Source organism: Herbaspirillum sp. Sphag64, from assembly GCF_014192645.1.
Lineage (GTDB): Bacteria > Pseudomonadota > Gammaproteobacteria > Burkholderiales > Burkholderiaceae_D > Herbaspirillum.
This window is the reverse complement of record NZ_JACHYE010000003.1, coordinates 98526-118318: the sequence shown is the minus strand read 5'-3', so window position 1 is coordinate 118318 and position 19793 is coordinate 98526. Positions and strand designations below refer to the sequence as shown.

At 56.5% G+C, this 19793-nt stretch carries 13 protein-coding genes; 6 read left to right on the top strand and 7 right to left on the bottom strand.

Features of this window, described 5'->3' with window-relative positions; all coding sequences use genetic code 11:
- Positions 1-256: 256 nt before the first annotated feature.
- Complete coding sequence (locus tag FHW66_RS07730; protein ID WP_183379196.1) at positions 257-2473, top strand: FUSC family membrane protein; 2217 nt, start codon at positions 257-259, stop codon at positions 2471-2473.
- A 13-nt stretch (positions 2474-2486) separates the two neighbouring features.
- On the opposite strand, the gene metE is transcribed toward FHW66_RS07730, so the two are convergent.
- A complete protein-coding gene (metE, locus tag FHW66_RS07725; RefSeq protein WP_183379195.1) occupies positions 2487-4511 on the bottom strand; it encodes a 5-methyltetrahydropteroyltriglutamate--homocysteine S-methyltransferase in 2025 nt (674 codons plus the stop codon).
- Positions 4512-4618: 107 nt separating this feature from the next.
- Between metE and FHW66_RS07720 the strand changes: the two genes are divergently transcribed.
- Positions 4619-5551: a LysR family transcriptional regulator gene (locus tag FHW66_RS07720; protein WP_183379194.1), complete on the top strand. Its 933-nt coding sequence runs from the start codon at positions 4619-4621 to the stop codon at positions 5549-5551.
- On the opposite strand, the gene FHW66_RS07715 is transcribed toward FHW66_RS07720, so the two are convergent.
- The 3 genes from FHW66_RS07715 to FHW66_RS07705 form a co-directional block, all read right to left on the bottom strand.
- A complete protein-coding gene (locus FHW66_RS07715) occupies positions 5552-7276 on the bottom strand; it encodes a diguanylate cyclase (protein WP_183379193.1) in 1725 nt (574 codons plus the stop codon).
- Positions 7277-7608: 332 nt separating this feature from the next.
- On the bottom strand, positions 7609-10215 hold the full coding sequence (clpB, locus tag FHW66_RS07710; RefSeq protein ID WP_183379192.1) for an ATP-dependent chaperone ClpB: 2607 nt from the start codon (positions 10213-10215) through the stop codon (positions 7609-7611).
- A gap of 142 nt (positions 10216-10357) precedes the next feature.
- Positions 10358-11299, bottom strand: coding sequence for a LysR family transcriptional regulator (locus FHW66_RS07705; RefSeq protein ID WP_183379191.1), 942 nt, complete (start codon positions 11297-11299; stop codon positions 10358-10360).
- Positions 11300-11497: 198 nt separating this feature from the next.
- Here FHW66_RS07705 and FHW66_RS07700 point away from each other — a divergent pair, with 198 nt between their 5' ends.
- From FHW66_RS07700 to FHW66_RS07685, 4 genes are all read left to right on the top strand, one after another.
- Complete coding sequence (locus tag FHW66_RS07700) at positions 11498-13015, top strand: efflux transporter outer membrane subunit (RefSeq protein ID WP_183379190.1); 1518 nt, start codon at positions 11498-11500, stop codon at positions 13013-13015.
- A gap of 86 nt (positions 13016-13101) precedes the next feature.
- Positions 13102-15291 (top strand): FUSC family protein, encoded by a 2190-nt coding sequence (locus tag FHW66_RS07695; protein ID WP_183379364.1) that lies wholly within the window; start codon positions 13102-13104, stop codon positions 15289-15291.
- A gap of 16 nt (positions 15292-15307) precedes the next feature.
- Positions 15308-15544 carry a DUF1656 domain-containing protein gene (locus FHW66_RS07690; protein ID WP_370543433.1) on the top strand — a complete coding sequence of 79 codons (237 nt, stop codon included), beginning with the start codon at positions 15308-15310 and terminating at the stop codon, positions 15542-15544.
- 51 nt (positions 15545-15595) lie between these two features.
- Positions 15596-16495 carry an HlyD family secretion protein gene (locus FHW66_RS07685; protein WP_183379189.1) on the top strand — a complete coding sequence of 300 codons (900 nt, stop codon included), beginning with the start codon at positions 15596-15598 and terminating at the stop codon, positions 16493-16495.
- A 22-nt stretch (positions 16496-16517) separates the two neighbouring features.
- Here FHW66_RS07685 and FHW66_RS07680 read toward each other — a convergent pair whose 3' ends face one another.
- From FHW66_RS07680 to FHW66_RS07670, 3 genes are all read right to left on the bottom strand, one after another.
- Entirely contained in the window at positions 16518-17843 is a 1326-nt protein-coding gene (locus FHW66_RS07680; protein ID WP_183379188.1) for an Nramp family divalent metal transporter, read from the bottom strand.
- Between the two features lie 62 nt (positions 17844-17905).
- Entirely contained in the window at positions 17906-18376 is a 471-nt protein-coding gene (moaE, locus tag FHW66_RS07675) for a molybdopterin synthase catalytic subunit MoaE (RefSeq protein WP_183379187.1), read from the bottom strand.
- Between the two features lie 29 nt (positions 18377-18405).
- Positions 18406-19782: a gluconate:H+ symporter gene (locus FHW66_RS07670; RefSeq protein WP_183379186.1), complete on the bottom strand. Its 1377-nt coding sequence runs from the start codon at positions 19780-19782 to the stop codon at positions 18406-18408.
- Positions 19783-19793 lie beyond the last annotated feature (11 nt).

Here is a 19793-nt window from a genome sequence, read left to right as displayed (position 1 = left end):
GCGCACCCAGCCAATCCCACATTATGAAACGCGGATTTTGCATCATGAAAAACCAACTTTACAGACACAACTAAGACAATTCTGATGCCCCTACTTCTGCAGGGTTCCCCGAACAAGCCAGGTTTATGAGGTCATTTTTGCGCCATTTTTACGTCATACCGGGTCGCCTGGGTACAAGCAGACGAGTTGAACAAAATAGCAAGAGAGGTCAGAATGACGAACGAGAAATTTAAGGGCGCCTGCGCCGACTGACCCCATGCATTACGCTCTGGATATTCGTACTTTCCTCTTCAGTCACTATTTTTATTCGGGCCTGCGCATTGCCACCGGTGTGGTCGGCCTGACCATGCTGGTATTCAATCTGGCGGACATGCAAACCACCATGACGGTGTTTCTTGGTGCGCTGTGTACCAGCCTGATGGACTTGCCCAGCCCGCTGCGTCACAAATTCAATGAAATGCTGGCCGGGGTCCTGCTGTGCACGCTGGTGATGCTGCTCATCAGCCTGTGCGCACCGATTGGCTGGCTGGTCAGCGTGATGATGGTACTGGTCAGCTTCCTGGCCAGCATGATCGTGGTCTACGGCAAGAAGAGCCTGCCGCTCCAGTTCGCCGCGCTGATGGTCATGACACTGTCGATGGAAAACCAGTTCAAGGTCGAGGAAGCGTTCCTGCATGCCGGTTTTTTCCTTGCGGGTGGTCTGGGCTATCTTACCTACGCGATGGTGGTGTCGTGGTTTCTGCGTCGACGCGTCAAGCAGCAGGTGCTGGCGGAAGCCTTGTTCGAACTGGCGCGTTATCTGCGTATCAAGGCTGATTTCTACAATGTGCATAGTGAGCTTAATACCCAGTTCAATCTGCTGGTAAGGCAGCAGATTGTCCTTGCCGACAAGCTGCAGGCTTCGCGTGACATGGTATTGCGAGATCTGCACACCAAACAGGATGGACTGCTGGTCAATGTGCATCTGAGTATGCTTGAGGTTTACGAGCAAGTGTTATCGACCCACGCTGACTACGCCCTGCTGCGTAGTCATTTTGGTGACTGTGATGTCATGACCTTCCTGCGTGACCTGGCCAATAAGACTGCTGAAGACATCGAATCCATCGCCTATGCGGTGACACGCAAGCGTGCCTCGATGCCGACCGTCAACTACAAGGCGGAGCTGCGGGCAATCCAGTATGAGCTGCAGCTGTTGCAGCAAAGCCAGCAAGACGGTACGAGCCCTTCCATTCCGACCGACGCCCTCACCCTGCTGAGCGTGACCTCTAACAAGATTCAGGACATCATCGAACGGATCACGCAGCTCCATCTGGCGACCCAGCGCCCGGTCGATCCATTGCCGATCCTGCCGGGTGCGGATATGACCCCGTTCCTCACGCAGCAAAAATACAAGGCTGGCTTGCTGCTGGCAAACCTGCGTTGGCAGTCGCCGATCTTCCGCTTCTCGATCCGGGTTGCGCTGGCAGTCTCAACGGGACTCTGGATTGCCTCTTGTCTGCCCTATATGTCGCATGGCTACTGGATTGTGCTGACTATTGTAATCATTCTCAAACCCAATTTCAGTACCACCAAACAACGCCTGCAGGACCGTCTGATCGGTACCATCATCGGCTGTGTACTCACCGCGCTGATCCTGCATTTCGTGCATGACACAATGGGTTTGCTGGCAGCGCTGTTTGTCGCCAGTGTGGCCTCTCCTGCGTTCAATTACATCAAGTATCGCTATACCGCCATCGCCGCCACCGTACAGATCCTGATGCTGCTTAATATGCTGGTGCCAGCAGGTCACCACGGCGTGGTCGGTGAACGTCTGATTGATACGACCATCGGCGTGTTGATCGCGATTGTGTTCAGTTTTGTGCTGCCCAGCTGGGAATATCGCGATCTGCCGCGCCTGATCAGGAATGTGCTCAGTGCCAGCCATCGATATATTCAGGCTAGCCGGGACATGCTTGAGGGCCGGGTTGGAGATGACTTCTTTTACCGGGTCTGCCGCAAGGGCTTCATGGATAGTCTGGCAGCCTTGATCTCGGCGCAGGTACGGATGATGGATGAGCCGATCAGCAAGCAATATGCGGTACAGGAAATCAACCGCTTTGTAATCCAGAACTATCTGGTAGCAGCCCACGTTGCGGCGCTGCGCATCCTGCTGCGCCGCCATGCCGAAGGGCTGCCCCGAGTAGCAGTCAATCAGTTGATTGAAAAAAATTACCAGGATGCGACTCATTACCTGCAGATGGCGCAACAAATTTTAGCGCCGTCAGGCAAAACGTCGCTGGAAGCTGCGGCAGCAAAGCCTGCAGGCAGCGGCACCGCTGCTACCGACATTGAGCCGCCATCTGAGGAAGTGCGGAACTGGTCGGGTTGGCATACCTTTCAGCGCCGAACGCTGCTGCTCGATGCCGATCTACAACAGATTGTGACGCAAACGACCGCAATCGATATGGTTCTACGGCAGTCTGCAGGGAATTAGCTCGTCCATAAGCTCAGCCACCCAACGTCAGTAGATCGACTTCAAGCGCGGCCAGCGACGCATTGATCGTCTGATCTTCAGCCATACCCAGATGTAAATGCATCTGGGTCATGTCCCGGACCCCGGCTATACAGAGATTAAGGGCCTGTTGTGCCCACATTAAGTAGTCTTCACGCGGTGTCGGCGCAGAGGGTATCCCCTGCACAAGCTGGGGCTCAGCGACGCAAATCATGCCAATCCCGGCGCGCTCCAGGTCTGCAAGCTCGTCGCGTAGCGCCAGTGCAATCTGCAAAGCGATCGTTGCACGCGGCAAATCATCGCGAACAAAAGCGCCCTGTAATAGCTGCAGAGGCCCACACAGGACGACTTTGACCGGTTTATGCGTCAGGCTCTGAGCAAATTGCATGGAGGGAACGCAAATCGCTTCGGGGCGGTAAACATCGCCGTAGACCAAAGGTGGCTTAAGGCAGTTACTGCCATGTTGCTGCACCCAGCCATTACTGGTGATGGCAAAGCCCCAGAGCTGCTGGGCAAAGTAAGAGACACCGTCCTGGCCCAGCGTCGCACTCTGGACCAGATAGTCCTGACCCGCAGCCTCTTGCCTGCCCATCTCCTCGGTGATCGCTTCTCGTAGCCGTTCCAAATACTCTACAAAACCGATTTCGCTAGCCAGATGTGCTGCCCGCAATGCTTGTATGGCTGCCCGATGCTGTGGCGCGACCTCTATGTCATTTGAAATCGCCGACGTCCAGCGTGCCTGTTGTAGCGCACTGCGGGTAGCAGAACTGGCTGTGCGTCGCGTGTCGTCTGTGCCGAGCTGCGCTAGACGGCGTTGTACCAGCGCATTGCGTATGCGGGGAGATTTCTTGCGCGCAACCAGCGCCGCGCGGCTCGCCATCAGGGTTGTTGTTGCGGTCTCAGCGGCGGCGCCAAACTGAAGAAGTTGCCTGAGACAGTGAACTTCATCGAGCTTCTGACGGGCAAAGGCCAGCCAGCTCCTGAGCTCGGCGTCGAGCTTGCCCTCAGTCGTCACATCCACTGGCACGTGCAGCAGCGAGCAACTTGATGCCAGCCAGAGCCGCTGTCCAAGACGCATCGATAGTGGCTGGAGTGCCGTCAATGCGGCATCCAGATCGCAGCGCCAGATATTGCGGCCGTCAATCATGCCAACCGACAGCACCTTGTCCTGCGGCCATACTGCGGCAAAGGCCGCAAGTTGCTTCGCCTCAGTCACGCCATCGATGTGGATGCCCGCAACTGGCAGGCTAGCCAAGAGCGACATCTCCGTATCAACGGCGCCGAAGTAGGTTGTCAGCAATAGTTCGGGTGCGACGGCGGCCAGTGTCGCATAAGCGGTCGTCAAGGCATCCCGCCATGACGACGGCAGACCCGCTGCCAGCACAGGCTCATCAAGCTGCACCAACTCTACGCCCTGTGTCCGCAACCGCCCAAGCACGCTGACATAGCCCGCAATGGCCTGCGGCAGCAAGTCCAGTGCATTGTCCAGATCGCCACAGGTTTTACCGAGCCACAACAGAGTCAATGGGCCGATGAGGACGACCTTGGGTCGATAGCCTTGCTGCTGTGCTTCTTGTACTTCATCAAACAGCCAGTCAACACCGCCGTCGAAACGCACATCGCTGGTCCATTCGGGCTGCAGATAACAGGTATTGGTATCGAACCAGGAGCGCAATTGCATCGCCGGCTGATGTTCCTCTCCCTCCACCAGATGGCGGCAACCATATAAATCCAGCGTAGACGGATCAAGCCCGAAACGCGTCGGCAACGCCCCCAGCAAGGTCAGCGTATTGAGCACCTGATCGTACCAGGCAAAGTCCCCCACGCAGACAAAGTCCAATCCAGCCTCGGCCTGCCATTGCCAGTGACGCGCTCTTAACGTTGCACCGCTTGCCTTCACCGCTGCCAGGTCACTATCGCCGTCGCAGAACGCCTGCCAGGCCTGAGGGAGTTCCCGTTGCGCGCCAATGCGCGGAAAACCCAAGACGTGGGCGATCTGCCCCTGATCTTTCAATGCCATCACCTGATCCTCGTTTATTCATATTCACTATCAGGCTGGCATCTTGCGCGCACATCCACTATGATTCAAACGATAAATTTTAAGAATCAACTTGAATTTTACTAATAATGCCAACAGGACTCTCCAGCATTCTCGAATTGCGTCACCTGAAAACCTTGCAAGCGTTGAAAGAAGCCGGAAATCTGCTGCGCGCGGCAACCTTGCTCAATGTGACGCAATCGGCACTATCCCATCAGCTCAAGCAACTTGAAGACCATCACGGTGCCGCCTTGTTTGAGCGCAAGTCGGTACCCATCCGGTTCACCCCGGCAGGAGACCGATTGCTAAGGCTAGCGGTAGAGGTATTGCCGCGTGTGGCAGAGGCAGAACGGGATCTGGCACGGCTACAGCAAGGTGAAGCTGGACCGTTGCGCATTGCAGTGGAGTGCCATACCTGTTTTGACTGGCTGATGCCATCGATGGATGTATTTCGGCGACGCTGGCCTGAGGTTGATCTGGATATTGTCTCCGGTTTTCAGGCTGATCCGGTCGGTCTGCTTTACGGGCAACGGGCTGAGCTGGCGATTGTGTCGGAGGCCGATCCCGATGAGGAGGTCGACTACCACGCGCTGTTCGGATTTGAAATTGTGGCGCTACTGGCGCACGACCATCCGCTTGCAGGCAAGGACTATCTGGAGGCAGCCGACTTTGCGACCGATACGCTGATCACCTATCCGGTGCCGGACGACATGCTGGACGTGGTGAGGCAGGTTCTCAAACCCGCAGGCATCAATCCGGCCCGTCGCACCACCGAACTGACCGTCGCCATGTTGCAATTGGTTGCCAGTCGCCGCGGCATTGCCACCTTACCGCTGTGGGCAGCACAAAACTATCTGAACCGGGACTATGTACTAGCAAAACGCATCACGTCCGACGGACTGACCGGCAAGCTCTATGCCGCCTGCTTGCCTGCCCTGTCAGCCAAAACCTACCTGACCGATTTTATTGCGTCCACACGGGAGACCAGCTATCTAAACTTGGCCAGCGTGGCGCTGCTGTAATCACGCATCCGCAATGGATTGCGATTTTGGATGCGCACGCGCCGGGTCTTGCGGCGACAAGATCCGGTGGATACGTTTCTGGTCAAACATGCGAGCATCGGCCACCCGCATCAGGGTCTCCATATCCAGTCCGTCCCGGGGGAACAGCGCGACACCAATCGATGCATCGATGGACAGACTGACTCCGTCACGGCCGGCAATCGGCTGATTCAGACAATGACGGACCTTCTCAGCAATGGACTTGGCAACGTCTTCGTCGGCCACACCATCGAGATAAATTACAAATTCGTCGCCACCAAAACGGGCAACCGCATCGTCCTTGCGCAGCGCATGCTGGAGGTGTACTGCAGCCGCCATCAAGACCCGATCGCCCTCGTCATGACCGAACTGGTCGTTGATTTCCTTGAACTTGTCGAGATCGATAAACAGCAGGGCGAATTGAACCGGTACACCGGGATTACCACGCTTGCAACGAAAATCAATCTGAGCGAAGAAGGAGTCACGATTGAGCACGCCGGTCAGACGATCAGTACGCAAATTGTGCTCCATCTCCTGGAAGCTCTGCGCCAGCTGACCAATTTCATCTTTACGGTCAATGTTGAGGGGGACAAAAGGCTCACCATTGCCAATCGATTTGGCCGCCAGCGTCAACTTGCGAATATCCCGCAAGACCCAGCGCAAAATGGCAAAACCCAGCACAAATGTCATGCAGACGGCCACCAGCCCCAGTAATAGTGTCTGGTAGACGCCGCCGGTAACGGATCCGAGGAACCCGAGACGACTTACGGCACTCACCTCAATCCAGTCCAGACCGGCATCATCGTGATGCAGACGGTAGGCCAGCTCAATCGATGACGCATCGCCCTGCAAACGGGTCACCAACAGTTGTCCCGGTACCAGTTCACGCTTTTCCAGCAGATCCAGCAAGTGGGCATAAGCCTGCCGCACCATGGGAGAGCGACTTTGGCTGGCACTGTGGCGAACCAGGATATCGTTTTCAAAATGGTGGATCGGCTCATCAACCGATGTCGCTACCAGATTGCCGTTTTGCTCGATGATGAACACCACTTCACCATGCGTGAACTGTTGCGCCGCCAGAAAATCACTGAGCCGGTTCAGACCAATACTGCTGCCCACCACGCCCACCGGCACGCGTCCCGGCCCATAGACCGGCTTGGACAAGGTGATGCCAAGACGCTTGGTGCGAAAGTCGCTATATACCGGAGACCAGGTCTCTTGTTGACGCTCCATCGCGTGGATGTACCAGGGCCGGGTCCGTGGATCAAAATTCTGATTGAGAATCGGATCGAGCTTGGCGCCTGGCCCCTCTAACGAATAAAGATAGCTTCTGTTTTCCTTGTCCCGACGCGTGAACATGTAATGGTTGTGAATATCTCTGCGCAGGCCAATGAAACTGCCATCCTCCGCGCCAAAATAGACATAGGTCGGTTCCCTGGACAAGCCATCAGCAATCCACAAACGCTCTTCGATAGCTGCAAAATCGTGCGGAAAAGGAATAAACAAACCCGGATCATGCCCATATGCGGGCTTGATCACCGCAGGCGCAACCACCAGCAGTGCGCCTCGCGCAGCTTGCAACTGGCGATCAGTCGCCTGCCCGACGCGCCCCATGATTTCCATCAGGGAGTCGCGCGCCAGCACCTCGGTCGCATCATCGCTGGCACGATAGAGAAACCAGCCTATCGTGACAGCAAGACACAGCATCAGAAAGATAAAAGGCAGAATGAACAGCCGCTGTAAGGACGATTGCTTCAGAGTTCCACTCCCTGCACTGAAAACGGCATCATGTTGAGATTACATTTTTCATCTTGTTGTTTTTAGTCGGCGCTTACGACAACCCTTTTGAGGTTTTCGGTACGCCCGCGAGACTGCTTATCTTTTACAGACAGGCTCACTAGTTTAATCGTTAAATAAAAAAAAATCCTGCCATCTGGAAAGAGAGCGCCAGTTCGGCGATTTTCCAGATGACAGGACGGCATATTTACAACGTTGGCCGCTACTGCTATTGAGTGCACCAAGCCTGTTTTAGGCTAGCGTCAGCTTGATTCAAACGTCAACTCACCATGAGAGACGCGCACATGGACCACATCCTTGGGACCAAATTTGCCTTGCAGAATCAGTTTTGACAACGGATTCTCGATTTCCTGCTGAATCGCCCGCTTCAAGGGTCGCGCGCCATAGACAGGATCGAAACCGGCCTCCGCAATCTTTTGCAAACCGCTGTCCGTCACCACCAGCCCGATATCGAGTTTGGCTAGTCGTTGCTGCAGAATCTGCAACTGAATCTTGGCAATCGCACCGATGTTCTTTTCGTCGAGCGCGTGGAACACCACAATTTCATCGACCCGATTGATGAACTCCGGCCGGAAGTGCAACTTCACCTCCGCCATGACTGCCATCTTGACCAAGGCTGGATCGCTCTCTTCCATGGCCTGAATCTTGTGTGAACCAAGATTGGAGGTCATCACGATAACCGTATTCTTGAAGTCTACCGTACGGCCCTGACCATCGGTCATGCGACCATCATCAAGCACCTGCAGCAAGACGTTGAAAACATCCGGATGCGCCTTCTCAATTTCATCGAGCAGAATCACGCTGTAAGGCTTGCGCCGGACCGCCTCGGTCAGATAGCCACCTTCTTCATAGCCAACGTAACCAGGTGGTGCACCGATCAGGCGGGCGACGGAATGCTTCTCCATGAATTCACTCATGTCGATCCTTATCATCGCCTCTTCGGTATCAAACAGATAGGACGCCAAGGCCTTGCACAACTCGGTCTTCCCCACGCCGGTCGGTCCCAGGAACATGAAGGAGCCATAAGGCTTATCAGGGTCGCCAAGACCCGCGCGGGAGCGACGGATTGCATCGGACACCGCAACAATCGCCTCATCCTGACCAACCACGCGCTGATGCAGCACATCTTCCATGTGCAGCAATTTTTCGCGCTCGCCCTGCATCATCCGCGAAACAGGAATCCCGGTGGCACGGGCAACAATTTCGGCAATTTCTTCCGCACCGACCTGCGTGCGCACCAGTCTGGGTTTGCTACCCGGCTGATTAGCCGCCTCTGCACCTGCAGCGGCATCGCGCTTGTTCTGCGCCTCCAGCGCCTGCTCAAGCTCAGCCAGCTTGCCGTACTTGAGCTCAGAGACCTTTTGCCAGTCACTCTTGCGCGTTGCCTCATCCATCAGCAGCCGAACCCGTTCGATTTCTTCCTTCAGGTGCTGGCTGCCTTGCACACTAGCCTTCTCGGCCTTCCAGATTTCTTCCAGATCAGCGTATTCGCGTTCCAGTCGGACGATCTCTTCCTCAATCAGTGCCAGGCGCTTTTGCGAGGCTTCATCTTTTTCGCGCTTGACAGCTTCACGCTCGATCTTGAGCTGAATCAGACGACGGTCCAGCTTGTCCATCACTTCCGGCTTGGAGTCGATTTCGATCTTGATCTTCGATGCTGCTTCGTCGATCAGGTCAATGGCTTTGTCTGGCAGAAAACGGTCGGTGATGTAGCGATGCGACAACTCGGCTGCGGCAACAATGGCCGGGTCGGTGATGTCGACGCCATGGTGCACTTCGTATTTTTCCTGCAGACCGCGCAAGATGGCGATGGTCGCTTCGACGCTGGGCTCATCGACCAGAATCTTCTGGAAACGCCGCTCCAGGGCGGCATCCTTTTCAATGTATTTACGATATTCGTCGAGCGTAGTCGCCCCGACGCAATGCAACTCGCCGCGGGCCAATGCGGGCTTGAGCATATTGCCGGCATCCATTGCGCCTTCTGCCTTACCGGCACCAACCATGGTGTGCAACTCATCAATGAAGACAATGGTTTGCCCTTCGTCTTGGGCGATTTCCTTAAGGACAGCCTTGAGCCGCTCTTCGAACTCGCCACGATATTTGGCACCAGCGAGCAGCGCCGCCATATCCAGCGACAGTACACGCTTGGATTTCAGGCTATCAGGCACCTCGCCACTGACAATACGCTGCGCCAGGCCTTCGACGATCGCGGTTTTACCGACGCCCGGCTCACCAATGAGTACTGGGTTATTCTTGCTGCGGCGTTGCAATACCTGAATCGCCCGGCGGATTTCGTCGTCACGACCAATGACCGGATCGAGCTTGCCATTACGGGCGCGTTCAGTAAGGTCAAGCGTGTACTTCTTGAGTGCCTCGCGTTGTCCTTCATCCTGCTGCGAGGACACATTGGCACCGCCGCGCACGGCGCTGATCGCCGCCTCCAGCGATTTACGGCTGAGCCCGTTCTCGCGCGCGGAGCGACCAGCGTCCGATTTATCATCCACCAGCCCCAGCAAGACCATTTCGCTGGCAACAAACTGGTCACCATGCTTTTGTGCTTCCTTGTCCGCCAGATTGAGCAAGGCCGACAATTCTCGGCCAATCTGTACTTCGCCACCGTTGCCGCTGACCTTGGCCAGTCGGGTCAGCGCATGTTGCAATGCTGATTGCAAGCCGGCGACGTTGACACCGGCGCGTTGCAGCAATGACCGGCTACCACCATCATCCTGTGCCAGCAAAGCCAGCACCAGATGTACTGGCTCAATGTACTGGTGATCGTTACCAACCGCGTGGCTCTGCGCATCTGCCAGAGCTTCCTGCAATTTAGTCGTGAGTTTGTCGAGACGCATGTTTTGCTCCAAAGATTCAATAGCTGACAAATTGGGCCACGGAGATCATTTTCAAGGAAACTTCGGCACACGTCCTCATCGATTTCAGGTGGAATTGATACAGATCAAAGGTCTCCCTGTTTCAAGCGCAACTGCTGGCGCTTCAGGTCGCCGCTACGGCGAGTCGCTCCAGCACCTGATGATCTTCCTGCATCGCCTTACCCACGCTCTGATGCACCCAGTCGATCCAGGTACTGATCTTGGCATCGATGTACTGACGCGAGGGGTAGAGCGCATACACGCCCATATGCTGCAGACTATACTGCGGCAACACGCGCATGATGGTGCCAGCCCGCAAGGCATCGACGGCAGAATAGGTCGGCAAGACACCGATCCCCATGCCCTCCTTGAGGCTGACCAGCATGGCTTCAGCCACATTAACCTGAAAATTGGACTTGATATTCACCGACGCAGTCCCCTCTGCGCCTTGCAGGTTCCATTCGTTAAGCGGCGATACCGAACTGACCAGTTGCAGGCAGGCATGGTTTTCCAAATCTTCAGGACGCTGGGGCATCCCATGTTTTTCCAGATAAAAAGGTGAGGCACAGGCAACACTGTAGATTTCACCCAACTGGCGAAAAATCAAACCGGAATCCGGCAGCTCGCGCGCCAGCACGATCGATACATCGAAGCCCTCTTCCAGCAAATCGGGCACGCGCTGCGCCAGCGTAAGCTCAATGGCGACATCCGGGTAATGCTTCTGGTAACTGGAAATGGCCGGAATCACGTAACGCTGGCCAAAGCTACTCATGGTGTGGATGCGCAGACGACCCGACGGCCGCACGTACGCATCGCTGGCTTCGGCTTCAGCTTGCTCCACGTAGCCCATGATCTGTTCGCAACGCAACAGGTAGCGCTCACCAGCCTCGGTCAGCGCAATCCGGCGCGTGGTCCGATTGAGCAAGCGCGCCCGCAAGTGGCGTTCCAAATCTGCAACGGCGCGCGAAACATGCGCCGTAGTGAGGTTCATTTGTTGCGAAGCCAGCGTAAAACTGCCAGCATCAACAACACGCATAAAGATGCGCATATTCTGCAAGGTATCCATCGCTCCAGCTCGATTTCAATTCAAATAGGGTTGTGCGAAGCAATATCGCACCGTCAATGATGCGACATTGTTGCCGAAAATAGTCTGACTATTATTGCGAATATTGAAATGACCATTTGTATTTGATGGTATTTTTCTAGCAATAATTACGAAATACAATGAGATCCGCTGGATATTTGCAATCTTTTGGATAATCTCATGATCACTGTTGCCAAAAAATGTCGCTCAGGCTCGTTCGCTGCACCGCTTTTTGCGGTCCCCTTGCTGTCTGCCACGCTCTTGCTTGCGGGCTGTGCCGACATGGGCAACATCAAACCGCAGTCCGTGCAACGCCAGGTAGATCAACTGACATTGAGCAAAGCCATGGCCAGCATCGGTACCGAAGCCGGATGGCCACAACGCAACTGGTGGGAAAATTACGCCGATCCGCAACTGAACCGTCTGGTCACCACCGCCGTTGCCGGCAACCCCAGCATGGCGGTTGCTGCTGCCCGCGTGCGCCAGGCGCGCTCCATGGCCGAAGTGACCCATGCCGGCGAATTGCCTCAACTCGGTTTCGAAAGCTCGATCACCCGTGACGACTGGTCCAAGAATATTTACTACGGCGCCACCCTACCCGGGAAATTAACCTGGAATAACACCGCAACACTGGGACTGTCGTACGGTCTGGACCTGTGGGGCAAGGATCGCAACAATACCGAACGGGCCATCGACGAAGTCCATGCCGCCGCTGCCGATGCGCGCGCGGCCCAGCTTGACCTGGAAAGCAATGTGGTGCGTACCTATGTCTATCTGGCATTGCAGTACGGCCTGCTCGACAACGCCAGCAGTACGCTGGCCGAAGAACAACGTATTTTGCAATTTGCGCAACGGCGCCTCAAAGGTGGCATTGGCACCCAGATGGAAATTACGCAGGCTGAGGTGCCACTGCCAGAAACACGCCGTCAGATGGAAGCCTTGCAAGAGAATATTGCACTGACCCGCAACCAGCTCGCAGCCTTGCTTGGTCAGGGTCCAGGTGCTGGCGACAGTATCACACGTCCGAGCCTGACGCTGCATGCCATACTCAGTCTGCCGAGTCAGATCCCTTCCGAACTGATCGGACGCCGACCGGATATCAGTGCCGCACGCTGGCGCATCGAGGCAGCCAGCAAGGGCATTGAAGTTGCCAAGGCATCCTTCTATCCCAACGTCAATCTGGCTGCCAGCTTCGGCCCAGTTGCGGCCGGTGGTGGTATGTTGAGTTTTCTCAATGCGCAAAATTTCTCAACGGTCTACGGACCAGCAGTCTCCTTGCCGATCTTCGACGGTGGACGCCTGCGTGGTCAGCTCAGCGCCACTACAGCGAGCTACGATCTGGCAGTCGAACAATACAACCAGTTGCTGAGTCAGGCACTGAAGACGATTGCTGATCAGATCGTGACATTGCAATCGCTGGTCAAACAACAGGACCTGGCCAATCAGTCGGTTGCTGCTGCCCAGAAGAATGTGAACATCGCCACCCGCGCTTACCAACGCGGCCTGACCAGCTATCTCAACGTGCTGACCGCGCAAACACAATATCTGCATCAGCTGCAAACCGTGCAGCAATTGCAGGCCCAGAAGCTAAGCGCCTTTGCCAACCTGACGACGGCACTGGGCGGCGGTCTGGAACCTGAAATCATCCCGGCACCACCATCAGCTCCGGCTGAAATTGTGGATGGAGTAGAACGGTGAGTACCTCTGCCAATTCTGCCGCTACGGCAGACTCATCGGGCACGCCTGATCGTACCGGATCTGGCCGGACACTGGGGCAACGCCTGATGCATCAGGCATACGATGTCGCCGAAGACTGGCGCGACAACGAGTTGCCGAACTGGATCTACGTCTTCAAGATGGTGGCCGCAGCCTTGCTGGCGCTTGGCATTGGCTATGCGCTGGACCTGGAGTCACCACGCTCGGCGATGATTACTGTCTTTATCGTCATGCAACCACAAAGCGGGATGATTCTGTCCAAGAGCTTTTACCGCGTCGTCGGTACGCTGGTCGGCTCGATCGCCATCGTGGTCTCGGTGGGCCTGTTCGCCCAGACGCCAGAGTTATTCTTGCTGACCACCTCGCTATGGATCGGACTGTGTACCTTTGGCTCGGCGCATAACCGCAACTTCCGCTCCTACGGCTTTGTGCTCTCGGGCTATACCGTGGCATTGATCGGTCTGCCCGCTGCCCTGCATCCTGCAGTCACCTTCAATTCGATCATGAGCCGGGTGACCTCGATCACGGTTGGCATCATCTGCTGTGCCGTGGTCAGCGCACTGGTCTTGCCACAGGCCAGCGCTCCACGTCTGGTGAAGATCATTCGTGGCCGTTTTTCTGCCTTCGTCGATCTGATTGGCAACACCCTCGGTGGCAGCGCCGAGCGTAAGCAGCTTGAAGGCGCCAATGCCCGCTTTGTGGCTGACATCATTGGCCTCGAAGCCATGCGCAGTTCCGCCATTTTTGAAGATCCGGAAATCCGCATACGGAGTGGTCGCCTGACCCGGATGAACAGCGAATTCATGGCCTTGTCGACACGCGTACATGCCTTGCATCAATTGATGAATCGCCTGCACGCCAGCAAGACCCCCGCGACGGAAACTGTCATTACCGAGATTTCACCGTATTTCCGCGAAGTCCAGCCACTGCTGACCCGCCATACCGGCGAACCGGTGATGAGCGCAGTCGATGCTGGCGAAGCGGCACTCCAGCTGGATCGTTACAAACAGACCCTGCCACGCCGCGTTCGCGCTACCCGTACTACACTAGCGACGACACTGACCGACGAAGCGATGCTCGATTTCGATACTGCCAGTGAGCTGCTGTACCGTGTCGTCGAAGAGCTGCATGCCTATACCTTGACCTACGCTTCGCTGGGACAACGCCACCATGCGCGGGAAGACTGGGACCACAGCTATGCCCCCAAAACCAGTGCGGTGATTGCCGCCATTGCTGGTGCCCGGGCCGCCATCACCCTGATTGGTCTGTCGGCATTCTGGCTCCTCAGTGGCTGGCCCAGTGGCGACGTCGCCGCGCTCAATGCGGCGGCATTCTGTGCCATCACTTCGGCCGCGCCGGATCCTGCCAAAGCTACCCGCACCACGACCATGGGCGTCGTGCTGGCAGCCTTGCTGGGTTATGTCTATACCTTCCATATCCTGCCAAACCTGGACGGATTCTGGATGCTGGCAGCGGCGCTGACACCGGTATTGATGCTGGCGGTGCTGTTGACCACCCGACCCACATTGGCTGGCTATGGCATGGGAATGTGTATTTTCTTCCCGTTCCTGGCAGTGCCAGATAACCTGATTCAGCTCAACGCGACTGCCTACATCAACGAAGCCATTGCACTCGTAGTATCGCTGGTCGTCACCACCCTTGCCTTTGCACTGCTGTTACCACCGACCACCGACTGGTCGGTACGGCATCTGGAAAAGCAATTGCGCAAGCAGGTACTTCAAGCCTGCCGTGGCAAGCTGACACAGTTGGCATTGCAGTTTGAAAGTGGCACCCGTGACCTGATGCATCAAATCATGCTGGTCACCAGCAGCCGTCCCGTCTTGCGTCGGCGTGCGTTCGGCTGGATGTACGCAACATTGGAAATCGGCCACGCGGTCATTGAACTGCGTAGCGAACTGCAGGGAATTCGCACTAGTCATCCCGAATTGCTGCCAGAGGCGGCCTATGCCAGCCTGGATCAGTTGCGCCAACACCTGCCTGCGTTGTTCGAACGCCCCTCACCTGCGACGCTACAAGTGGCCCTGCAGGCCAATAATGCAGCCATCCAGACAGTGCAACTGGCAATCGGACCGCATTATCGCGAACGCGGCGAGCGCCATCGGCTGCAACGCGCGCTGAGCTATCTGCACTTCATTCGTACTGCGATGCTGGATGCCCAGTCGCCGCTCAATACGTTGCGGGTGACTGGCAATGCCTATACTGCTAACGACAAAACCCCAACATCTTCTGCCTCATAGTCTGACGGAGCCCTTCATGTTGTCACTGACGCCAACGATCCTGCCCACCCTGCTGCCGCGCGAAATTTCCTTTTTCGACGCCTATATTCCGACGCTGCTGCCGGCAGTCCTGCTGGCTGGGGCCATCGTGCTCTTGGTGGACAGACTCTTGGTGCGCGTGAATTTTTACCAGTTGGTGTGGCATCCCGCCTTGTTCCGGGTCAGTCTGCTGACTTGCGTCGCCGCCCTTTTAGGGCTGGCAATCTATCGCTGAGCTGTCGCCTGCATCGCAACCCCATATTGAATTTATCAGGAGCTTTTCATCATGTCGGTCAAATCGATTTTTCGTTTTTTAGTGACGTTGCTGATTTTCGCAGCCGCAATTTTGCTAGCGCGCACGCTCTGGCAGCGCTACATGGAGTCACCTTGGACCCGTGATGGTCGAGTCCGCGCCGAGGTCATCAATATTGCACCGGATGTCTCCGGTCAGGTGGTCGAGCTGCCGGTGCACGACAACCAGCAGGTCCGCAAAGGCGATCTGCTGATGCAGATTGACCCGGCCCATTACCAGCTGGCGCTGCAACAAGCAGATGCTGCCGTGCAGGTACGCAAGGCCGAACTCGACATGCGCCGCGCACAGGCACATCGCCGTGCCGATATGGATAGCCTGGTAGTCTCGCGCGAAAGTCGTGAAGATGCGGACAGTGCTGTTGCCGCTGCAGCGGCCCAATATCAGGTAGCCGTAGCGCAGCGCGATGCCGCCAAGCTCAATCTAGACCGCACCAAGGTGTTCGCTCCCGTGGATGGCTACATTACCAATCTGAACGTGCGTCGTGGTGACTTCGCCAGTGCCGGGGCTGCCAAGATCGCCATCATCGACAGCCATTCCTTCTGGGTCTACGGCTATTTTGAAGAAACCAAACTGCCCTATCTGGCCGTGGGTGACAAGGCGACGATTCAATTGATCAATGGTGCCACCCTGCGCGGCCATGTGGACAGTATTTCACGTGGTATTTATGACCGCGACAATCCACAAAGCCGCGAGCTGCTGGCCGACGTCAATCCAACCTTCAACTGGGTTCGCCTGGCACAACGGATTCCGGTACACATTCAGATTGATGAAGTGCCCAAGGGTGTCTTGCTGGCTGCTGGCCTGACCTGCACCGTGGTGCTGGAGCCAGCCAGTCAGGCTCGTAGTCAGGCTGACAAACAGGAAAAGAAATAAATACAGACCAGCAGAAGCGCCGTCACATGAACAACTGCACTACCAGCCATAGATTGGCGGCGCTGATACCGATGAACAACACCCAGCTCAGTGCTGACGTCCACCAGAGATTGACAAACTCGCCCATGATGTCGCGCCGGCTGGTCAGGCGGATCAAGGGGTACATCGCGAACGGCAGTTGCAGGCTCAGAACAACCTGACTCAGTACCAGCAAGCGACCCACCGAATGCTCCCCTAACGTCAGCACCCCGATCAGCGCCGGGATCAATGCCAGGCCACGCGTGATCATGCGGCGCTGCCAGCAAGGAATCCGCAGTTTCAAAAAGCCTTCCATGATCACCTGTCCGGCAATTGTGCCGGTGAAGGTGGAGCTTTGCCCTGCCGCAAACAGGCCGATACCAAAGAGAATCGCTGCCAGCGAGCCGCCGGTGATCGGATCGAGCAAATGATAGGCAACGTCCAGATCGACCACATCGGTGCGTCCCGTGCGGAAGAAAGCGGAAGCCGCCAGAATCAGGATGGCGGCATTGATCGCCATCGCCATCACCAGCGACACAATCGTATCGACACGGGTAAAGCGGATCGCTTCCAGCAAACCACGGCGGTTCCCGGCATCACGCGAGACCACCCGGGTTTGCACAATCGAGGAATGCAGGTACAGATTGTGTGGCATCACGGTTGCCCCCAGCACTCCAATGGCCAGATACAGCGGGTCGCGCGACGACAGCGCCGACAACGAGGGAATAAAACCCTGCGCAACGGCATGCCAATCCGCCTGGACCAGCGCCAGTTGCGCAAACAGACATACGGCGATGGTTGCCACCAAGCCCAGAATGATTGCCTCCACCTGGCGGAATCCACGGCCCTGCAAGCCCAGCACAATCAGCGTATCGAAGGCGGTCAAGACCACGCCAACCGGTAGCGACACCCCCATCAACAGCTTGAACGCCAATGCGCAACCCAGCACCTCGGCCAGATCACAGGCAACGATCGACAATTCGGCAAAGAGCCACATGCCTTTGCCAACGGCCGGCGAATAGTTTTCCCGCGAGTGCACTGCCAGATCCTTGCCGGTCACAATGCCGAGCCGGGCACACAGGCATTGCAGCACGATGGCGGCCAGACTGGAGAGCATCACCACAAACAGCAACTGATAGCCAAACTGTGACCCGGCCTGCACCGAGGTTGCCCAGTTGCCCGGGTCCATGTAACCAATCGAAATCAGCAGACCTGGACCGACATAAACCTTGAGTTTCTGCCAGAGCGAGGCTGACACTGGTACCGTGACACTACCGGCAACTTCAGAGGGACAAAATGGCGCGGTAGCAGTTGTTGGGAGTCGAAACATGGAGGTGAACAAAAGGCTGATGAGTGGAGTTGGTCGACGCAATCGAATGCGGGCTGGCGGGATTACTCGCGCGTTGCGGGTGGCAAACTCCATCTGTCGCGCGCCGAGGTATCACTATCTCGGGCATCCACCCAACGGGCACCGTCTGGCGTTTGTTCCTTCTTCCAGAACGGTGCCTCAGTCTTGAGGTAATCCATGATGAATTCGCAGGCTGCAAAAGCTTCCCCGCGATGTTTGGCGCTTACCGCTACCAGCACAATCTGCGCCAGCGGCAAAAGTGGGCCAACCCGATGGATCACCAATGCATCGGCGATGTCCCACCGCGTGCGCGCGGTCTCGACAATTTGCTCCAGCGCTTTCTCGGTCATGCCGGGATAGTGCTCCAGTGTCATCTCCGACACACTGGCACCGTCATTGAGATCGCGTACCGTGCCAACAAAGCTGACCACCGCGCCAACCTTGGGGTTGGACAGCCGCAGTGCTGCAATTTCAGCACTGAGATCAAAGTCGGCGGTCTGGATGCGAATTGGCATGGTCTCTCTCACACGTGACGTTATCTGGACTAACTCAGTACGCCCCAGAGCAACAGCGTCATGACCAGACCGACCACCGATACGATCGTCTGGATCACCGACCAGGTGGCAAAGGTCTGCTTCAGATCAAGACCAAAATACTCCTTCACCATCCAGAAGCCGGCGTCATTAACGTGGCAGAAAAACACCGAACCAGCACCAATCGATAAGGCCATCAGTGCATTGTGGGTGCCCGACAAGGTCGCCACCAGCGGCGCCACAATCCCGGCCGTCGCGGTAGTCGCAACGGTTGCCGATCCGGTTGCCTGACGCAGCGCCACGGCAATCAGCCAGGCCAGCAAAATCAGCGGCATATGGGTACCGCTGGCAACCTTGGTGATGGTGTCACTGATGCCCGCCGTCAGGAGCGCCTGTTTCAGTCCACCACCGGCGCCGATGGTCAGCAGCAAGCCCGCAATCGGTGGCAAAGCCTTGCGCAGGATGACACCGACTTCGGTACGGCTCTTGCCGCGCCCCCAACCCAGTACGATGACCGCAAACAGCACCGTTACCGTCAGCGCAATGATCGGTTCGCCAAAGAAATTGAGTGCATCAAACAGACTGGTTTCCGGGGTCAGCCAGATCTTTGCCACAGTACGGCCAAGCATCAGCACCACCGGCAACAGAATGGTAATCAGTGATGGCCAGAACCCTGGCAGCAAGCGTTCTTCCTGCTGACCTTTGAACAAGGCACCGATCTGCTCTGGTTCACCGACCTGCAAACGTGGTGCCAACCACATGCCGTACAACGGCCCCGCCAGAATCACGGCAGGAATGGCAACCACAAAACCCAGCACCATCGTCGTACCAAGATCAGCATGCAAGGCGCTGACGGCGATCAACGGGCCAGGATGCGGCGGCAACAAAGCGTGCAAGGTCGTCATACCAGCCAGTGCTGGAATTGCAACCCGCAGGATCGGTTGTTGTGCACGGCGCGCCATGACAAAGATGATCGGCGCCATCATCACCAGCCCGACTTCAAAAAACAGTGGCAAGCCGACCACCAGCGCCACCAAGGCCATCATCCAGGGAATGGCACGGCCCTTGGCATAGCGCAACAAGGTGGTCACGATCTTGTCGGCAGCACCGGAGTCTGCCATCAGCGCCCCGAGCATGGCACCTAATGCGATGATGATGCCAGCCTCGCCAAGAATGCTGCCAGCGCCTTTGCTGAAAGCACCGGCGATCTTTTCCAGCGGCAGGCCGGCGGCACTACCGGCGATGAACGTGCCGAGCAGAATGGAGAGAAATGGTGCGATCTTGAGAATGCTGATCAGCACCACGATGGCGATCAATGCTCCCAGCACGGAGAGCAAAAGACGCGTGTCGTGCGCCGCCCAGGCGGCGATTGCAGTAGTGGTTTGCACGAAATTCCTTC